This window comes from Streptomyces hypolithicus (genome assembly GCF_052934925.1).
Map to the genome: position 1 here is coordinate 1897020 of NZ_CM128811.1, position 15356 is coordinate 1912375.

Sequence of the window (15356 nt, forward strand, 5' to 3'; positions counted from 1 at the left end):
TCCACCACTCCTCGGTCAGTAGTGATAGCGAGCGGCGAGGATGATGATCTCTTTGTCGGCGACCAGATAGACGAGGCGGTGTTCGTCATCGATCCGCCGCGACCAAGCTCCCGGCAAGTGGTACTTAAGCGGCTCGGGCTTGCCGATTCCCGATAACGGGTCGCGCTTGACGTCCTCGATGAGCTTGTTGATCCGAGCGAGCATCTTGCGGTCGTTCTTGAGCCAGGACGTGTAGTCCTCCCAGCCCTGATCCTCGAAGACGAGTCTCACGCGGCACCCGAGCCAGGATCGATCAGCTCACGCTCCGAGACATTGATGTGGGACAACGCGTTCTCGTACGCCTTGAGCAGACGGCGCGCGTTCACCGGCGAGCGCAGCAGATAGGACCCCTCCCGCAAAGCGGCAAAGTCCTCGGCCGAGATGAGAACGGCGTTCCCGTGCTTCGAGACGATCTCGACTGCGTCGTGATCCTCGTTGACCTTTTTGATCAACGGAAAGAGATCCTTGCGGGCCTCGCTCGCGGTAATGGACATGCCTCGACCCCCTTCAGTGAGTGGTACGAGATAACGTACCACTTTGGGCCCCCCTGGGCGCGGGGTCCAGCTGGCGAGGGGGCAGGAATCCCAGCACCATCCCAGCACGGAAACGCCCCAGGGGCCGCCCCCTGGTGGAGCCGAACCCGTCTGAGCTGCAAGTTCGCCAGGCCGTCAACGTGGTGTTGTTACATCCGCTCACACGTTGAAGCGGAATGCCTGCGCGCCGATCCTGACCTGCGACGGAGCCCCATGCGAACCTCTGACCAGGCATTTCACCGTTCGGTTGCGTTGGCCTGCGACGGTCGCTTTCGAGTGTCCTGCGGACTGCCTGCGGACTGAGGAGGCAGCCGGGACCACTCTGTCACCGGTTCGGCGGAACGCTTTCAGTGAGTTCCTGATGGGCATCCATGACGTCACCCACATGCAGCGTGGTGACCTCGTCCTGAGACGGGAGCCCAGAGCTGCCATGCAGGTCGAAGACCCGCAGGTAGCAGGTTGGCCTGGGCGGTCAGGTCAATGTCGAGGTCGGCCGGCGCGGAACCCACCACCGCCGTCGCCAGCCCGAGCGGGGTGTTGCCGACGCCGACGGTGGCGGTCACCGTGTTGGTGGCGGTGTCGATCTCTTCGCCCTCGCCCCCGCACCAGCGACAGCTACCTGAGCAGAGGACGCCGGAGCCCCGAGCGGGCACGACGTGCGAGGCCGACCCTCAGCGATGTCGTTCGGGCCGCGCCGATTTCAGGCCGGTATCGTCGCCAGTCGCCGTACACCGGGGGCGCGAGCCGGTACGGGGTTGCCGCGCCCCCGCTGCGTCGGACGCCATGCGGCGCGGCAGGATCTACGGCGACGTCAGCGTCCGATCCCGACAGCGGAGAGAGAGTTCCGTGGCTTGCGAAACCAGTCCTCAGATGTCAGCTGAGCTCTCGAGGCGGGCGGGCCACTATGCCGCTGCTGTCGCCGGGCGCCTCCTGGAAGCGGGTCTGCCGGTGACCGGGATTCACAGTTGCGGCCCCTGGCGCGACACGGAGGGCGAGTACCTCGACGTCGAGGCCGGCATCTCGTTCACTCAGGCATTCCAGGATCAGCATGGCGGAGGCGACTGCGGGCTTCACTGGGCGGGCACGTCCGGCTGGTGTCTCTACACCGCCGACAGAGAGGAGCGGTTTCTGTCCGGCGCCCGGTGGCCCCAGGCCAGCCTGCTTCCCGAGCCCCAGCTCGTCGCGGCCTTCGTCGACGCCTTCCGTCTCGATCCGGCCGGGGCGGGCAGCAGCGATCAGCCGTACTACCGTCAGGAGGGTCAGGACCTCCCGATGCTGCTGGAGAGTCTGGCCTCCTACCTTCCCGCCCAGCCCTGCCTGTTCGAGGAACCCCAGATCCGTTTCGCCGAGCTTCACAGGCGTGCCTATGAAAGCCGCATACACCGGGCGCTGGTCTCCTGCGCCTCCGACTCTTTGACGCATCTGTACCTTCGCCAGGGCGAGCTCTCAGCCCTCTTGCACATCTTGGAGTACGCCGAAAGCAGCAACCCCAGCGCCCTCAACCGGCTGCTGGCGGCCGACCTCTGCGCCCGCGCGGGTCGGTCCGCCGAGGCCGCGGAGACACACAAGGGTGCCCTCCAGGAAGCGGACCACCGCAGACAAGACTTTTGACACAAGCTACTGAAGTTGAAAGGGTGATGTCGGAGGAAAAAATGGCCGCTGTGGGCACGAGAGGCCGGCCCGTCGGCAGGCACTCCGGGAAGGGCCGCCGGCACTCACCACTCGAAGGACTTCCACTCCTGTCGGGGGATGTAGCCCTCCGTGGCGTCCCAGCAACGGTCGGCCCTCCCTCGCCCGGTGGCGTCAGATGGCGTCGTCCTGCCAGGACGGTGTCTCCTCCCGGCCGGCTGCGAAGCCGGCGTCGACGACCGCCAGGTCCGCGTCCGTGACGGCCCGCGCCCGGCGCATCGTGAGCATCAGCCATGCCACGGCCGCCAGTGCCAGGAAGGCCCAGACGGCGGCGGAGGCGGTGGCGGCGGCGTGCGTGGGGCAGCCGCCGCTCGGGAGCGCCCGGCCGCCCCGGTAGTTGGGCGCGGCGCACTGCGCGGCTGCAAGATCCGGCGTCACCAGCACGAAGGCCGTCGCGAGGAGCGGGGCGAACAGGGCGAGAGGCCGGGCGGTGCGGGATCGTGTCACGACGGGACTCCTTGTTCGGGACGGGCCGGATGGACGTTCGGACGCATCGGGAAGCCCTTCAACTCCATGACGTGTTCGCACTGTTGGGCCAGCGGTGCGGCCAACAGGCGCAACTGGGCCTGCTGGAGGCGGATCAGGTGGCGCAGCCCGGCGGTGCCGTCGCGCTGCCACACCCGCAGTTCGAGCAGCAGGCGACGGCGCGGGGACAGCAACAGCTCGGACTCGGCGGGTGTCACGGCGGGGGCGCCGCCCGCAGTCTCGACCGGCAGAGCCGCGCGTAGCTCGGCCGCTTGGTCGCGCAGACCCCGCCGCAGAAGCAGGACACAGACGACCACGAACGGGCCTGTGGCGAGCAGAGTGACCAGCGGCACGCCCAGTAGCACCCCGAGCACCGCGTCGTCGGCGAACAGGTCCTTGCGCCACCGGTCGAGCAGCGGCATGGCCGTGTCGAGCAGGAAGTGGCCGCCGAATGCGGCGAGAAGGCCTCCCGCGCACGCGGTGACCCGATCCCGGCGGGTGGTGGCCCTCACCGCCGTGCCGAACCCGGCCCCCGCCAGCGCGGTGAAGGCGGTGTGCACGGTCAGCAGCCCTACGACCTGGCGGGTCCAGAACTGGGCGGCTGCTTGGCCGGGTTCGATCTCCGCCACATAGCGGACGGATTCGGTGAGGTTGAAGCCGATGCCCACGGCGGCTCCGAGCACCAGTCCGGGCACCAGCCCGTCGGCGTACCGTCGGAAGACGAGGACGAGCAGGGCGACGCCGGCCGCCTTGCCCAGTTCGGCGAAGAGGTCCGCATTGAGCGCGGACAGTGTCAGGAGCGTGCGGATCGAGCCGCGCGGGTGCTGGAAGTCCATGAGGTATCCGCCCGCGTACCAGGCGAACCACATCGCCATGACGATCGCGAATCCGGCTCCCACCAGCGCGCCCCAGCCGAAGGCAACCAGCGTCAGGCGGGCGGGCAGCCGTAGGTACAGCTGGGCGCGGTGCACGATCAAAAGCGCGACGCCGGAGGTCGGCAGGCACAGTAACGCGGTCAGCGGGGCACCGGAGAGAGCATCGAGCGCCATCACGGTGTACGGCAGCAGCAGCACGGCCAGGACGGCAGCCCGGCAGGCGCGCACGACGTGCACCCAGCCGGAGCGGTGCGCGGCGTACAGCACCGGGGTGAGCAGCAGGGCGATGCCCCAGCCCGTGTACAGCAACACTCGGGTTAGCTTCAACGCGGGCGGCTGGGGCAGCAGATAGATCCGCATCCACGGCAGCGGTGAGTGGATCTCCGGCGCGGCCCAGTACAGCACCTGTGCCATGGCGAAGGCTGCGGAAAGCACGAGAGCGATGGCCAGGGCGATCCGCCAGGGGCGCCGGAAGGTGTCCCGAGGGGTCTGCGGGGGTGGCGGCGGTAGCGTCATCGGGTGCCTCCGAACGGGGTGGAACCGGAGGGTGCTGTGGGAAAGTCCGACGGCAGCTCGGTGGGGAAGTCCGACGGTAGAGCGGTCGGAAAGTCCGACGGTAGGTAGGTCGGAAAGTCCGATGGCAGAGCGGTGGGGAAGTCCGACGGCAAGCTGGTTGGGAAATCGGAAGGCAGTGGGAGCGTGCCGGGCCGCGAAGGCATGGTGGGCATCTTCTCCGGCAGCGGTACTGGCGAGTCGGTGGTGAACCCGGCGAGGGCGCCGAGCCCGAGCGCCACCGCACCGAGTACGCCGACGGCGGCCATGAGCCGGATGTGCGGGCGCTGAGGCGGGCCGGAGGGCTCCGGCGATCCGGGCGGTTGAGGGCCGGGGTGGGTCATCGGGGCCTCCGAGTACGGGACGGGACGCGCGGGCCCGAAACGGCCGCGCGGCGCAGAGGGCTGGCGGAACCGGCGGCGCCCAGGCGACGTCTGCGCCACCACAGCAACCCCGCCACCGGCACCAGCAGCGCGGGCAGCACGCGGAGGGCAAGGGCGGTAGCGGACAGCGCCCCATCCGCTGCATCCAGGCCCGCGGCCTGTCGGGGCGTGGGCGCGCCGAGCCAGATCGAATCGCCCGCGCCGGGCACGTCGGAGGCGTGCAGCGAGCGCTCCACGTTCGCGGCGAACGCCGCCGCCGGAGCGTCGCGCAGCGGCACCGTGCTCAGGTCCACACCCCCGTAGGTGTAGGTGGTGACGTAGTCCGCGTTGCCCTGACTGGTGCGCCGGGTGAGCTTGAACTCGCCCTTGGTGTAAGACTTCACGTACTCGTCGAAGGTGTCGGTGGGCTTCCAGGACGTTTTGCCTGGCCAGGCTCTCGCGTCTCCCCGGTCGACCAGGGCGCCGTACGTGGTGTGCCGGGTGCGGCTCAGGTTTCGGTACCACTCGGCGGCCACCCGGGCCAGGTAGACGCGGCGCAGGTCGGCGTAGTCCGTGTCGGTGTTGATGGCCCTCTTCAGCGCGGGCAGCACCAGAGCGCGGTACACCTGCTCGTTGTGCTCCTCAGTGGCCGCGTCCTGGCGTGGGCAACTCTGCCCACGCGTCACGCCACGGGACTTGAGGTACTGGGTATCCATCTTTACGTCGAGCGGCGCGTCGAGAATGTACAGCTTGTCGCCGTCCTGGTGGACGGAGGCGGGCGCGGGCACGATCCAGGTGCGGAACGACAGGCACTGCCCCTTGACGCGGTTCCACAGCTCCTTGCCGGCCCCGGTGTCGGGATGGATCAGCGTGCCAACGGTCTTCTTCATCCGTAAATCGGCCTGGAGCAGCACGCGGCCGGCGTCGGTGGAACCGAGCCGGGCATCGACGATGCGGTCGGGCTCGTCAGGATTGAGATTGACCCAGAAGTCCCTGGGGCGGAGCGACAGCCACACGAAGAAGGCGTCCGAGCTGAGGGTGGCAGCGTCCATTCCGGTACTGGTGCGCGCGTCTCCGCGCAGTGGGTCGCGGCCCGCTTCGAAGGAGTACTGCAGGCCGCTGCCGTCCCCCGGGTCCGCCAGGTAGCGCAGTTCCATCGTAGTGAAGTCGATGCCGCCGGGCGCCGTGGAGGGGCCGGAAAGGGTCTGCCCCAGGCCGGTGGACGTGGCGGCGTCACCGCCCGCCGGGGAAGATTCGCCCGCGCTCTCGTCACAGGGTCCAGCACCCCGGAACGCCGCGAGGCTCATCGGGGCAGAGGCCGGCGGGCAGGGCTTGCCGATCGGGTCGAGGGGGTGAGCGAAGAGCCGGAGGGCCGCGCTCGCCGTGGAGTTCGGGTGCTCTGTGTCGAGTTTCTTGACGGCATCCAGCCCCAGCTCGATCTGTTGCCTCGCGACGGCGGCACGGGTCCGTCTCAGGTCGGTGAACTTCTCCTTGGTCCGCCGTGTCTCCTCCGCGCGCCACTTCGGGCTCTGGTCGATCCGTTTCCCGACGGCGGCGAGCTGGCGCTGCTGTTCCGTCGTCTCCCCGACGGACAAGCCGTAGCGCCAGGCGAAGTAGGTCGGCATGCCCGGCGGGTAGAGGCCCGCGCACAGCGCGCACTGCTGTCGCTCCGAGGCACCGAACACCCGAGCGCTCGGAGGTATCCCGTAGTCCTGGAGGTGACGCTTGATGACGGCCTCCGAATGCTCTCGCGGAACGACCTTCGAGGAGGTCGCCTCCTCCTGTTCAGGAAGGTTCAGCGCGCTCACGGCCAGCAGCTGGGTTACTCCGTCGCCGCGCAGCTTGGCCTCGACGGCCCGGGGCAAGAAGGACGCCACCGAGTCGAGCCAGACGACAGAGTTCCGCCAGTAGGCGTGGTCGGCGGAAGCGGCAGCCCGTTCCGTCAGCATCCTCGTCATCGTCTGGCTGGGCAGGCCGACCGGATTGATCAGCTCGACGGCACCGTTGCGGTACGCGTTGAACGCCTCGTCGCGATCGGTCTCCAGCCTTCGGTGAAAGTCGAGGCGCATGTCCACGATCGGCAGCAGCAGCGGGTGGAACAGCAGGTTCTTGCCCTGGTACCGCTTGTCTTTGGACAGGTCCGTTCCCGTGGCCGAGCCCGGTGGGCGTGGGTCGTTCCCCGGGGATGTGGGCGTGGGCTTTGGCTCAGCGGCCGCGGCGGCCGAGACGCCCGGCACCGCGCCCCCGCCGGCCAGCATTGTGACAACCAGCCCCAACGCCGCCGCGCCGCGTCCCAGGCGTCGCCCGAGGTACAGTCGCATGCCGTTCCTTCCACCGTGCCGTCGGCACGGGCGCCTCGTCGTGTGTGGTCCTGCCCCCCCCGGTGACCCCCCGGCATCCCGGGAGGGGGCAACCAAGATCCTCGCCGAGTGGATTCCGGACTGTCGTTGGCGCCATGCGCACACTGGTTGGCGTGGAACGCACTTCCACTTCACCCGCCACTGCAGTTGGCTGAGTCCCCGGATCCCCTCACCATCGCCGGAGCAGGCATGCATCCCATCGTCTTCGACACCGTCGAGGTCCCCGTAGCCGAAAGGCCCGCCGCATGGGTTGAGACGATGGCACTGGCCCAGGTCACCCAGCGGGTGAAGTTCCTGGAGACAGCACGGTTCAGTGCCCGGATGGAGATCATGCCGCTGGGCGTGGGACAGTTGTCGACGCTCTCGTACGCCTCGCTCGTCGCACAGCGCACACCGCGACTTGTGCGCCAGTCGGACCCGGAGATGTACCACGTGGCCGTGGCCACGGGCGGCGAGATCGGCATCGCGCAGAACCGGCAGAGTTCCCTGCTGTGCCGAGGCGACATGGGATTCTTCGACAGCTCGCGCCCCTTCGACACCCAGGCGGGCGAAACACCCGGGCAGGCGCTCCTGTTCCAGTTCCCCAAGAGCCTGTTGCGGTTGCCGCACGAGCGGTTCACCGCGCTGTGCGGCCTGTCGCGGCCATGGACGCAGGGGGTGGGGCGGTTGTTCGGACAGTTTCTGGTGGAACTCTCACAGCAGTACCCGCACTGCACCCCGCAGCAGGCGGCGCGCCTCGGGGCAACGGCGGTAGATCTGCTGACGGCGGTCCTGGCCCAGGAGGACGACGCGCCCCGGGACGGGGACGGCGAGTCTCAGCAGCAGGGCACGTTCCTGAAGATGAGCGCGTTCGTCACCGAGCATCTGGCCGACCCGGACCTGGGCCCCGAGGCGCTGGCCAGCGCGCACCATGTCTCGCTGCGCAATATGCACCGGGTCTTCCAGGACAACGGCACCACGCCGCGCACCTTCATCCGCGAGCAGCGCTTGGATCGGTGCCGCAGGGATCTGGCCGATCCGGCATTGCGTCATCTGACGATCCACGCGATCGCCACGCGCTGGGGCTACCCCCAACCGCACGCGTTCGCCCGCGCGTTCCGGGCCGCCACGGGGATGTCGGCCAGCGAATACCGGGCCTTGCACGCAGCGCCTCTAGCGCGGGGATCCTGAGCTTCATCAACACGACTGCTCGTTGAGCTTGACTCTGTCAGGGATCTTTGGTTTTCCAGTGCGGCAGCATGATCACCGGGCATGCTCGGGCCGTTCCGTAGACCGATGCAGTCATCGAGGTGCCCGCTGTCTCTCCGCCCCCGCCGCGGTACGACGGCGATATGGGTGAGACCGCCTCGACTGGGCTGTGGTGATTTCGCCGACTGGTACCCGGGCGACGGGCGCCCAGTTGGCCACCGTCTGTGTGCTGCAGTTCCTGCTCGGCCTGTCGGACCGGCAGGCGGCCGAGGCGGGCGCTGCCGCATCGACTTCACATGCTCAAACGCGTCGCCCGGCTGATGCGCTGCTGCGGGATCGCCGGGGTGCACCAGCGCAAAAAGGTCCCACCACCGTCTCCGCGCCCGACGCGGTCCCGTTGCCGACCCTACTCGAACGCGACTTCACCGCACCGCACCGAACCAGAAGTACGTAGGGGACATAATCTATCTCCCGGCGGGAGACGGCCAGATCCTGTACCTGGCAACGGTATTGAACCTGTGCTCCGAGCGCCTGCTGGGATGGTCGATCGCCGACGCCCTCAAGGCCGCTGCCGGCACACGGGAGGGAGCTTCCCGTATCGGCCGGGGGGCATCGACCGCCTCACGACCGCCGACGCCGGCGAATGGCCCCGACATCACCCAATCAAATTCAGTAACGGCCTGGTGCGCGATAGGGGGCGGATCAGCCCGCGGCGTCGGATGCGGTGCATCGCAAGGCGGCGGAGCGTCCTCATAGCGGAGCTATTAGGAGTTTCGCCAACGCGGCGAGGTGCCGTAGCCGGCGTCGCGGGCCCGTCCCCTATCGCGCACCAGGCCGTAAGCGAAGAGGCAAAACGCGCCGGTCAGCTGCCGGCTCTCCGTGCCCCTCGGCAGCTCTCTGCCCAGGTAATCCCTCTCGGCCCGCCGGCGAGGGCGGAGCGTGTCAAGGTCGCCCGGGGGCCGGCCCCGGGCGGCTCGGGGTATCCGCGGGGGCGGGAAAACCCCACCCGCAGCGTCCAACGACCGGAGCCATCCGGTTTCCGGCCGGGTCACCTATGTGCGCGCCCTCTCAGGGGCCAGAACAGTGGTCGGGGTCAGCCGCAGAACACCGGAAACGGTGTCCAAAGGGGTGGAAGAATCGTTCTGACGAATGTGACGGATGATCATTGGACGGACTCAAGCCGCAGCGCACCGGCTGGCAGCGGCAAGCGCAGAGCGGGTGCTCGTCTTCCGGAACAAGCGCACCGGGGGCCTTCCCGCAGCCCGGCACACCCCCGTGGGCAGACCTCCGAAGAAGCCGCGAACCGGACTACACCTCTGTACAGTCGGCTCGCCGAGGAATGGGCAGCCCGCGGCGCCACCGTCCCCTGCCGCCCCGACCCGCTGTGGCAGCGTCTAGCCTCTCCCGAACACTTCAGGCACGAGACGGAAAACACGTTGCGCCAGCTCCACCTGGCAGGGGAGGCCCCGTGGAAGGCGCAGCCGAGTCGGTTCGACTGAAGGCACCTAACGGCCTGGTGTAACAGGGTTGCTTTGGCACCCTCCCCACCGCCCGGACCCACGCCGCACCCTTGCCAACCTGGGAAGTCGATCACGACCACACCCCGGCCTCCTCCCCTGCCTCTGAAGGGGCGGCCGCTCACGTCTACGAACTCCCCCACGCCGACCGGCCGCCCTGAGTACCAGGTACTCACCGCCTTCCCGGCCACCTCATCCCCCCGGCACCGCTCAGCCCAGCTGCCAATCAGGGCTGGTGTCCGGTGGTGTCCCCGCCTGGGTCGTCGGCAAACGCCACCGCAGCGGCCGTGCGTTTGCCGACCGGCTCGCGGTGCACAGCGGCCCTGCCCGAGTACGGCAGCCGCAGCGAGAACAGATAGTTCCGCGTCGGCACCCCGCTCGACCGGATGGCGAACCCGCTCCCGCAGTGGGGTAGCTTGCTTTTTCGTGCTCGCCAGAAAAGTCGTGTCACCGGGTACGTACTGGGGCGAGCACGATACTGGGAAGGGCACCCCCATGCGGGACAGCGGAACGGACGGGCTAGGTGAGGCACTGGCCGCGGCGGAGGCCGCGCCGCCGGTGGAGTCCGTCGACGTCGTAGCCGCAACTTTGCGAAGACAGCTCGGGGCCCGGTCGGTGTCGTTCCTGATCACCGACTTCACCGGCACCTCCGTCGTCCGCCTGGGCACCGCGGACGACATCGACCTGGAGCGTCCCGCAGATCCGATCGCCGTCTCCGGCACCGTCTACGACAAAGTGATCCGGACTCAACGACCGCACGTGGAGCCCAAAGGGGGCGGTGCCTGGACTCGGGTGATCGCGCCGGTCACCAATCGCGGGGACGCGCTCGGGCTGCTGGAGCTCTATCTGCCCCACCACCCCGGCCCGGACACCCTGCTGAAAATCGGCCGGAGCGCCCACGCCCTGGCATATATCATCATCGCGAACCGGCCCTTCACCGACCTGTACCAGTGGGGCCGGCGCACCACCCCGCTGAGTCTGGCCGCCGAGATCCAGCACCGGCTGCTGCCCACGTCGCTGGCCTGCGAAGCCGCCCAGTTCGCGGTCGCCGGCGCCTTGGAACCGGCCGAGTTCGTCGGCGGCGACACCTTCGACTACGTCATAGACCGCGACCACGTCCAACTGTCAGTCACCGACGCCATGGGCCACGACGTGGACGCCGCCCTCCTCGCCACCCTCCTCGTCGGCGCCCTGCGCCGCGCCCGCAGGCAGGGAGCCGACCTCGCCGAACAAGCACAGATGGCCGACCAGGCCATGGCCGAGCACAGCGGCGGCCGCTACGTCACCGGACAACTGCTGCGTATCAGCCTGCACGACGGTCGAACCGAGTTCGTCAACGCCGGCCACCCCTGGCCCCTGCGTCTGCGCGGGGGAAAGGTCGAGGAGATCGTGCCGACCATCGACATGCCCTTCGGTTTCCTGGCCCCGCACACCTACACGGTCCAGCGCTTGGACCTGCAGGCAGGGGACCGGCTGATCATGCTCACCGACGGGATGCTGGAGCGCAGCGCCGCGGACCTCGATCTGCCTGCCCTCATCGAGAACACTCAGGACTTGCACCCCCGGGAGGCCGCCCGTGTCCTGATCGAGCACGTCGTTCATGCCCATGACGGGCTCCTGCAGGATGACGCCACCGTGATGTGCCTGGACTGGTACGGCACTGAGTCCACCCGCCGCGACGCCGACCACGGCGCTGACCTCACCGAAGCCTCCCCCACGGTCGGACAGCAAACCGCACCCCCGGAGCCTGCAGACCCTCGAAGTTGAAGTCGCCCTTGGCCAGGATCATCCCGGCGCCGGAGTCCGCGCCGGGCCCGGAGACCAACTCGACGCGGATGCATGCCGACTTGCTCCCCTCGGACCAGCTACCAGACTGGGATTACAGAAGTCGCCGAATGGTGGGAAATCCAACTGCCCGTACGTGGGGAAATCTTGGTGGCCCGCCCGCAGGCACCCCCAGCGGCTCCAGGGACAAGACCTCAGCGCCCTCCTGCCCGGTAGCGCCCCCTCTGAAGGCAGCCGGATGGTCGGCAAATAGAATCGACCTCATGTCGAAGCCTGACGCGCTGCTTGTTGACGTTGCCGCCCTGGTGGAGTCCGGGCACAGCAATCAGATGTCTCTGACCGTGGTCGCCAGCGGTGCTGTCATCACCGGGCGGCTGGCTCCCGAAGCCGTCTGGAGGCAGCGGGTGTCAGAGGTTCTGGCGAACTCGGCCCGCCTGAGCGATTTCTCCGCCGTGTTCACCACTGCGACGCGCGAGGAAGGGCCGCCCACGCATCTGCATTTCCATGTGGCGCGGATTCTGCAGGGCGAGGTGGGAATCCCGGAGACGGGAGGGATGTACCGCGTGGCGCTCGAGGACGTCAGTGCCTGGACCATGGGCGACTTCAGCTACTCCGACCACTGACCCACTGCCGCGCCAAGGAACCCGGGCACGCGGTGAGGGTCCGACCGGCGCATTCCGGTCGGACCCTCAGCGTTGCTTTGACGGCGGCTCTCGCCTGCCTGTCGGTCAGGCTGCCGCAGGGGCGCCGAGCATCGCGGAAGCCTGTTGCATCGGGTTGAGAACCCGTGTGGGCGCGGCGGCCTGGGGAAGTTCGCGGCAGGTGAAGCCGAGCTGGGTCATGGCCCGCAGGACTTCGCCGGCGCTGAAGTCGCGGCGGTCCTGGCGTGTGACGACCTGGCCGACCTGTTTGACGGGGTAGGTACGTCGGCCGATGATCACGGACTCGCCACAAGCCTGCTCGGGCCGGATGCCCTTCATCGATTCCAGGACGCCGCTCTTGGTGAGGTCGAACGGGAAGCGGGCGATGACACAGCGCATGATGCCTCACAGGGAGAAGAACGAGGGGGGATGGTTCTGCCGCGGGTGAGGCGGTTCAGCGGGCAAGAGCGAGGGCGAGGATGCCCAAGGCGCTGCCGTGTTCGTCGACCACAGGCAGGGCATCGACCTGGCGGTAGCGCATCGCGTGCTCGGCTTCGGCCATGGTGGTCACGGGCGAGGTGAACGGCCCTTGATCGCGGAGAATGTCCCGTAGCTGGACCCGGTCCGTGTACGCGGAGCTGTCACGGACTGTGGTGAGCTGGGCCTGGGTGACCAGTCCGGTACACAGGCCGCTGTCGTCGCAGACGAGCAGGTGCCCGGTGCGGGCACTGGCCATGACGGACAGGGCCACCTCGACGGTCATGTCGTCACAGACCTGCGGTCCGGCGGTGTCCATGGCGTCGGCCACCGTCCGGTGCAGGGGGGTGGCATTCGTCGAGCGGGGCCGCATCTGAACCAGCGTCAAAAGGTGCCTCCTGCATGAGTGGGTCAACTTCCGGATCACGAAGTTCTTACGGCCTGGCGCGCGATAGGGGGCGGATCAGCCCGCGGCGTCGGATGCGGTGCATCGCAAGGCGGCGGAGCGTCCTCATAGGAGCTATTAGGGCGTTTCGCCAACGCGGCGAGGTGCCGTAGCCGGCGTCGCGAGCCCGTCCCCTATCGCGCACCAGGCCGTTAGGCCGCCGCGTCGAAGGAGGACTGCCGCACGGTCACGCGCCGGGCCGCCGAAGCGGGGCTCCGCCGGCCGCGTGAGGACGTACTGCGCTGACGGCGCTCGGCCACCGGGGCGGTGATCGTCACGGGGATCCCGGAGGGGGTCTGCGCGCCGGTGATCCGGCTGAGTGCCTCCTCGCCCGAGCGGACCTGGGTGGTCTGCGGCACGATGCCGGCGGCGGTCATGAGACGGGTCATGTCACGGCGCTGGTTGGGGGTGACCAGGGTGACGACGCTGCCGGACTCGCCGGCGCGCGCGGTGCGGCCACCGCGGTGAAGGTAGTCCTTGTGGTCGGTCGGCGGGTCGACGTTGACGACGAGATCGAGGTTGTCGACGTGGATGCCGCGGGCGGCGACGTTCGTGGCCACGAGCACGGTGACGTGCCCGGTCTTGAACTGGGCCAGGGTCCGGGTGCGCTGCGGCTGTGACTTGCCGCCGTGCAGGGCGGCGGCCCGGACACCGCTGTTGAGCAGGTCCTGCGTCAGTCGGTCGACGGCGTGCTTGGTGTCCAGGAACATGATCACCCGGCCCTCGCGCGCCGCGATCTGCGTCGTCGTCCGGTGCTTGTCGGCGCCGTGGACGTGCAGCACGTGATGCTCCATCGTGGTGACCGCGCCTGCGGACGGGTCGACGGAGTGGACTACCGGGTCGGTGAGGTAGCGGCGGACCAGGCGGTCGACGTTGCGGTCCAGGGTGGCGGAGAACAGCATTCGCTGGCCCTCGGGGCGGACCTGGTCCAGGAGCGCGGTGACCTGGGGCATGAAGCCCATGTCGGCCATCTGATCGGCCTCGTCCAGGACGGTGATCGCGACCTGGTTCAGTCGGCAGTCACCGCGGTCGATGAGGTCCTTGAGCCGGCCCGGCGTCGCGACGACGACCTCGGCGCCACCACGCAGCACATTGGCCTGCCTGCCGATAGACATTCCGCCGACGACCGTGGCCAGGCGCAGTTTCACCGAGCGGGCGTAGGGGGTGAGTGCGTCGGTCACCTGCTGGGCCAGCTCACGCGTCGGCACGAGGATCAGAGCCAGCGGCTGGCGAGGCTCGGCGCGCTGTCCGGCGGTGCGGGCCAGCAGGGCCAGGCCGAAGGCGAGTGTCTTGCCGGACCCGGTGCGTCCACGCCCCAGGGCATCGCGGCCCGCGAGGGTGTTGGGCAGGGTCGCGCCCTGGATCGGGAACGGGACGCTCACGCCTTGCGCGGTCAGCGCCGCCAGCAGCTGCCCCGGCATGTCGAGGTCGGCGAACGCCTGGACCGCGGGCAGCGCGGGAGTGATCGTCTGCGGCAGGGCGAACTCGCCCTGCACCGCTGCGGGCCGCCGGCCCTGGCCGCCCGAGCGGCTCGGACCCCCTGAACGGCTCGGGGCGGACGAGCCGAAGCGACCGCCCCGCCTCGAACCGGCGCTGGAGCCGAAAGCGGGGCCGTCGGTACGGCTGCGGCTGGAGGAACGGCTGTTCGTACGCGTGGGGTTCATCGAGAACCTTCCTTGATACGCGGCACGCACCAAGGAATTCCCGCAACGGAAAAGCAGTGCAGGGAATCACAAGAACGGGCCGAATGGAATGCGAAAAAGAATCTGGCTTGCAGTGAATCCAGCGTGGGGCGCAAGGGACGAAATGGGTGACGTCATGCGGACGTGAAATCCCGGACGTCGACCGGTTGCAGCTCCGAAGAGGCGCGGATCCCAGGGGGAAAGGGATAAGGGCGGTGTTCAGGTGACACCGCTGCGCGAAATGCCCGTAGCTGGGGCCCGCACCCCGAGGGGTGCGGGCCCAGCTACGAAGTGCGCGTCAGCGTCAGGCGAGAACGATGTTCTCGGCCGTCGGGCCCTTCTGGCCCTGCGCGATGTCGAAGGTGACCTTCTGGCCTTCGAGCAGCTCACGGAAGCCCTGAGCGGCGATGTTCGAGAAGTGGGCGAACACGTCAGCGCCCCCACCGTCCTGCTCGATGAATCCGAAACCCTTGGCCGCGTTGAACCACTTCACGGTGCCTGACGCCACGATATATCTCCTCTAGGGCAGTACGCCGGGACCCGCGATGCACGGATACCGGGTCGCCGCGATGATGCCCCATCCGGAAAAAGACCGGCAATACGAAAAAGCTTCCAGTGGCCGGGAAATACCGGCGAAGACGCTTGAAGTTTTGGGAACCACAACTGCAACTGAGATCGACAGTAGCATGAGGTAGCGGCCCATGGGCGGTACATAACTCCCCTCTGCTAGTTGCCATAAAAACACT

At 68.5% G+C, this 15356-nt stretch carries 14 protein-coding genes and 1 pseudogene; 5 read left to right on the forward strand and 10 right to left on the reverse strand.

Annotated elements, in window-relative coordinates:
- Positions 1–15: 15 nt before the first annotated feature.
- Positions 16–270 carry a Txe/YoeB family addiction module toxin gene (locus ACU6WZ_RS08680; protein WP_447032539.1) on the reverse strand — a complete coding sequence of 85 codons (255 nt, stop codon included), beginning with the start codon at positions 268–270 and terminating at the stop codon, positions 16–18.
- Positions 267–533 carry a type II toxin-antitoxin system Phd/YefM family antitoxin gene (locus ACU6WZ_RS08685; protein WP_447032540.1) on the reverse strand — a complete coding sequence of 89 codons (267 nt, stop codon included), beginning with the start codon at positions 531–533 and terminating at the stop codon, positions 267–269. The genes ACU6WZ_RS08680 and ACU6WZ_RS08685 overlap by 4 nt, the downstream gene beginning before the upstream one ends.
- 909 nt (positions 534–1442) lie before the next feature.
- On the opposite strand from ACU6WZ_RS08685, the gene ACU6WZ_RS08690 reads away from it, so the two are divergent.
- Entirely contained in the window at positions 1443–2183 is a 741-nt protein-coding gene (locus tag ACU6WZ_RS08690; protein WP_447032541.1) for a DUF6292 family protein, read from the forward strand.
- Positions 2184–2375: 192 nt separating this feature from the next.
- On the opposite strand, the gene ACU6WZ_RS08695 is transcribed toward ACU6WZ_RS08690, so the two are convergent.
- The 3 genes from ACU6WZ_RS08695 to ACU6WZ_RS08705 all read right to left on the reverse strand — a co-directional run bounded on the left by ACU6WZ_RS08695 (position 2376) and on the right by ACU6WZ_RS08705 (position 6836).
- The gene (locus ACU6WZ_RS08695; protein WP_447032542.1) at positions 2376–2708 is read right to left on the reverse strand and encodes a hypothetical protein; all 333 of its coding nucleotides are present in this window, start codon (positions 2706–2708) and stop codon (positions 2376–2378) included.
- On the reverse strand, positions 2705–4117 hold the full coding sequence (locus tag ACU6WZ_RS08700; RefSeq protein WP_447032543.1) for a PrsW family glutamic-type intramembrane protease: 1413 nt from the start codon (positions 4115–4117) through the stop codon (positions 2705–2707). The genes ACU6WZ_RS08695 and ACU6WZ_RS08700 overlap by 4 nt, the downstream gene beginning before the upstream one ends.
- 376 nt (positions 4118–4493) lie before the next feature.
- Positions 4494–6836, reverse strand: a complete 2343-nt coding sequence (locus tag ACU6WZ_RS08705) for a hypothetical protein (RefSeq protein ID WP_447032544.1) — start codon at positions 6834–6836, stop codon at positions 4494–4496.
- Between the two features lie 228 nt (positions 6837–7064).
- Here ACU6WZ_RS08705 and ACU6WZ_RS08710 point away from each other — a divergent pair, with 228 nt between their 5' ends.
- Complete coding sequence (locus ACU6WZ_RS08710; protein ID WP_447032545.1) at positions 7065–8045, forward strand: AraC-like ligand-binding domain-containing protein; 981 nt, start codon at positions 7065–7067, stop codon at positions 8043–8045.
- Between the two features lie 320 nt (positions 8046–8365).
- Positions 8366–8666: pseudogene (locus tag ACU6WZ_RS08715) on the forward strand (IS3-like element ISRhosp5 family transposase); the annotation flags it as partial.
- A 1140-nt stretch (positions 8667–9806) separates the two neighbouring features.
- On the opposite strand, the gene ACU6WZ_RS08720 reads toward ACU6WZ_RS08715, so the two are convergent.
- Positions 9807–9953 (reverse strand): hypothetical protein, encoded by a 147-nt coding sequence (locus ACU6WZ_RS08720; protein ID WP_447032546.1) that lies wholly within the window; start codon positions 9951–9953, stop codon positions 9807–9809.
- Positions 9954–10075: 122 nt separating this feature from the next.
- Between ACU6WZ_RS08720 and ACU6WZ_RS08725 the strand changes: the two genes are divergently transcribed.
- Positions 10076–11347, forward strand: coding sequence for a PP2C family protein-serine/threonine phosphatase (locus ACU6WZ_RS08725; protein WP_447032547.1), 1272 nt, complete (start codon positions 10076–10078; stop codon positions 11345–11347).
- Between the two features lie 281 nt (positions 11348–11628).
- Positions 11629–11988, forward strand: coding sequence for a GvpU-like protein (locus ACU6WZ_RS08730; RefSeq protein ID WP_447032548.1), 360 nt, complete (start codon positions 11629–11631; stop codon positions 11986–11988).
- 105 nt (positions 11989–12093) lie between these two features.
- Here ACU6WZ_RS08730 and ACU6WZ_RS08735 read toward each other — a convergent pair whose 3' ends face one another.
- The 4 genes from ACU6WZ_RS08735 to ACU6WZ_RS08750 form a co-directional block, all read right to left on the reverse strand.
- Positions 12094–12405, reverse strand: a complete 312-nt coding sequence (locus tag ACU6WZ_RS08735; RefSeq protein ID WP_447032549.1) for an SCO5918 family protein — start codon at positions 12403–12405, stop codon at positions 12094–12096.
- A 55-nt stretch (positions 12406–12460) separates the two neighbouring features.
- Entirely contained in the window at positions 12461–12871 is a 411-nt protein-coding gene (locus ACU6WZ_RS08740; RefSeq protein ID WP_447032550.1) for a CBS domain-containing protein, read from the reverse strand.
- A gap of 209 nt (positions 12872–13080) precedes the next feature.
- Positions 13081–14592 carry a DEAD/DEAH box helicase gene (locus ACU6WZ_RS08745; RefSeq protein ID WP_447032551.1) on the reverse strand — a complete coding sequence of 504 codons (1512 nt, stop codon included), beginning with the start codon at positions 14590–14592 and terminating at the stop codon, positions 13081–13083.
- Positions 14593–14914: 322 nt separating this feature from the next.
- Positions 14915–15118: a cold-shock protein gene (locus tag ACU6WZ_RS08750; RefSeq protein ID WP_447032552.1), complete on the reverse strand. Its 204-nt coding sequence runs from the start codon at positions 15116–15118 to the stop codon at positions 14915–14917.
- Between the last annotated feature and the right edge of the window lie 238 nt (positions 15119–15356).

Coding starts and splice junctions, on each gene's coding strand:
- ACU6WZ_RS08685 (WP_447032540.1), bottom strand. CDS start 533: ATGTCCATTACCGCGAGCGAGGCCCGCAAGGATCTCTTTCCGTTGATC.
- ACU6WZ_RS08690 (WP_447032541.1), top strand. CDS start 1,443: ATGTCAGCTGAGCTCTCGAGGCGGGCGGGCCACTATGCCGCTGCTGTC.
- ACU6WZ_RS08700 (WP_447032543.1), bottom strand. CDS start 4,117: ATGACGCTACCGCCGCCACCCCCGCAGACCCCTCGGGACACCTTCCGG.
- ACU6WZ_RS08705 (WP_447032544.1), bottom strand. CDS start 6,836: ATGCGACTGTACCTCGGGCGACGCCTGGGACGCGGCGCGGCGGCGTTG.
- ACU6WZ_RS08710 (WP_447032545.1), top strand. CDS start 7,065: ATGCATCCCATCGTCTTCGACACCGTCGAGGTCCCCGTAGCCGAAAGG.
- ACU6WZ_RS08725 (WP_447032547.1), top strand. CDS start 10,076: ATGCGGGACAGCGGAACGGACGGGCTAGGTGAGGCACTGGCCGCGGCG.
- ACU6WZ_RS08730 (WP_447032548.1), top strand. CDS start 11,629: ATGTCGAAGCCTGACGCGCTGCTTGTTGACGTTGCCGCCCTGGTGGAG.
- ACU6WZ_RS08735 (WP_447032549.1), bottom strand. CDS start 12,405: ATGCGCTGTGTCATCGCCCGCTTCCCGTTCGACCTCACCAAGAGCGGC.
- ACU6WZ_RS08745 (WP_447032551.1), bottom strand. CDS start 14,592: ATGAACCCCACGCGTACGAACAGCCGTTCCTCCAGCCGCAGCCGTACC.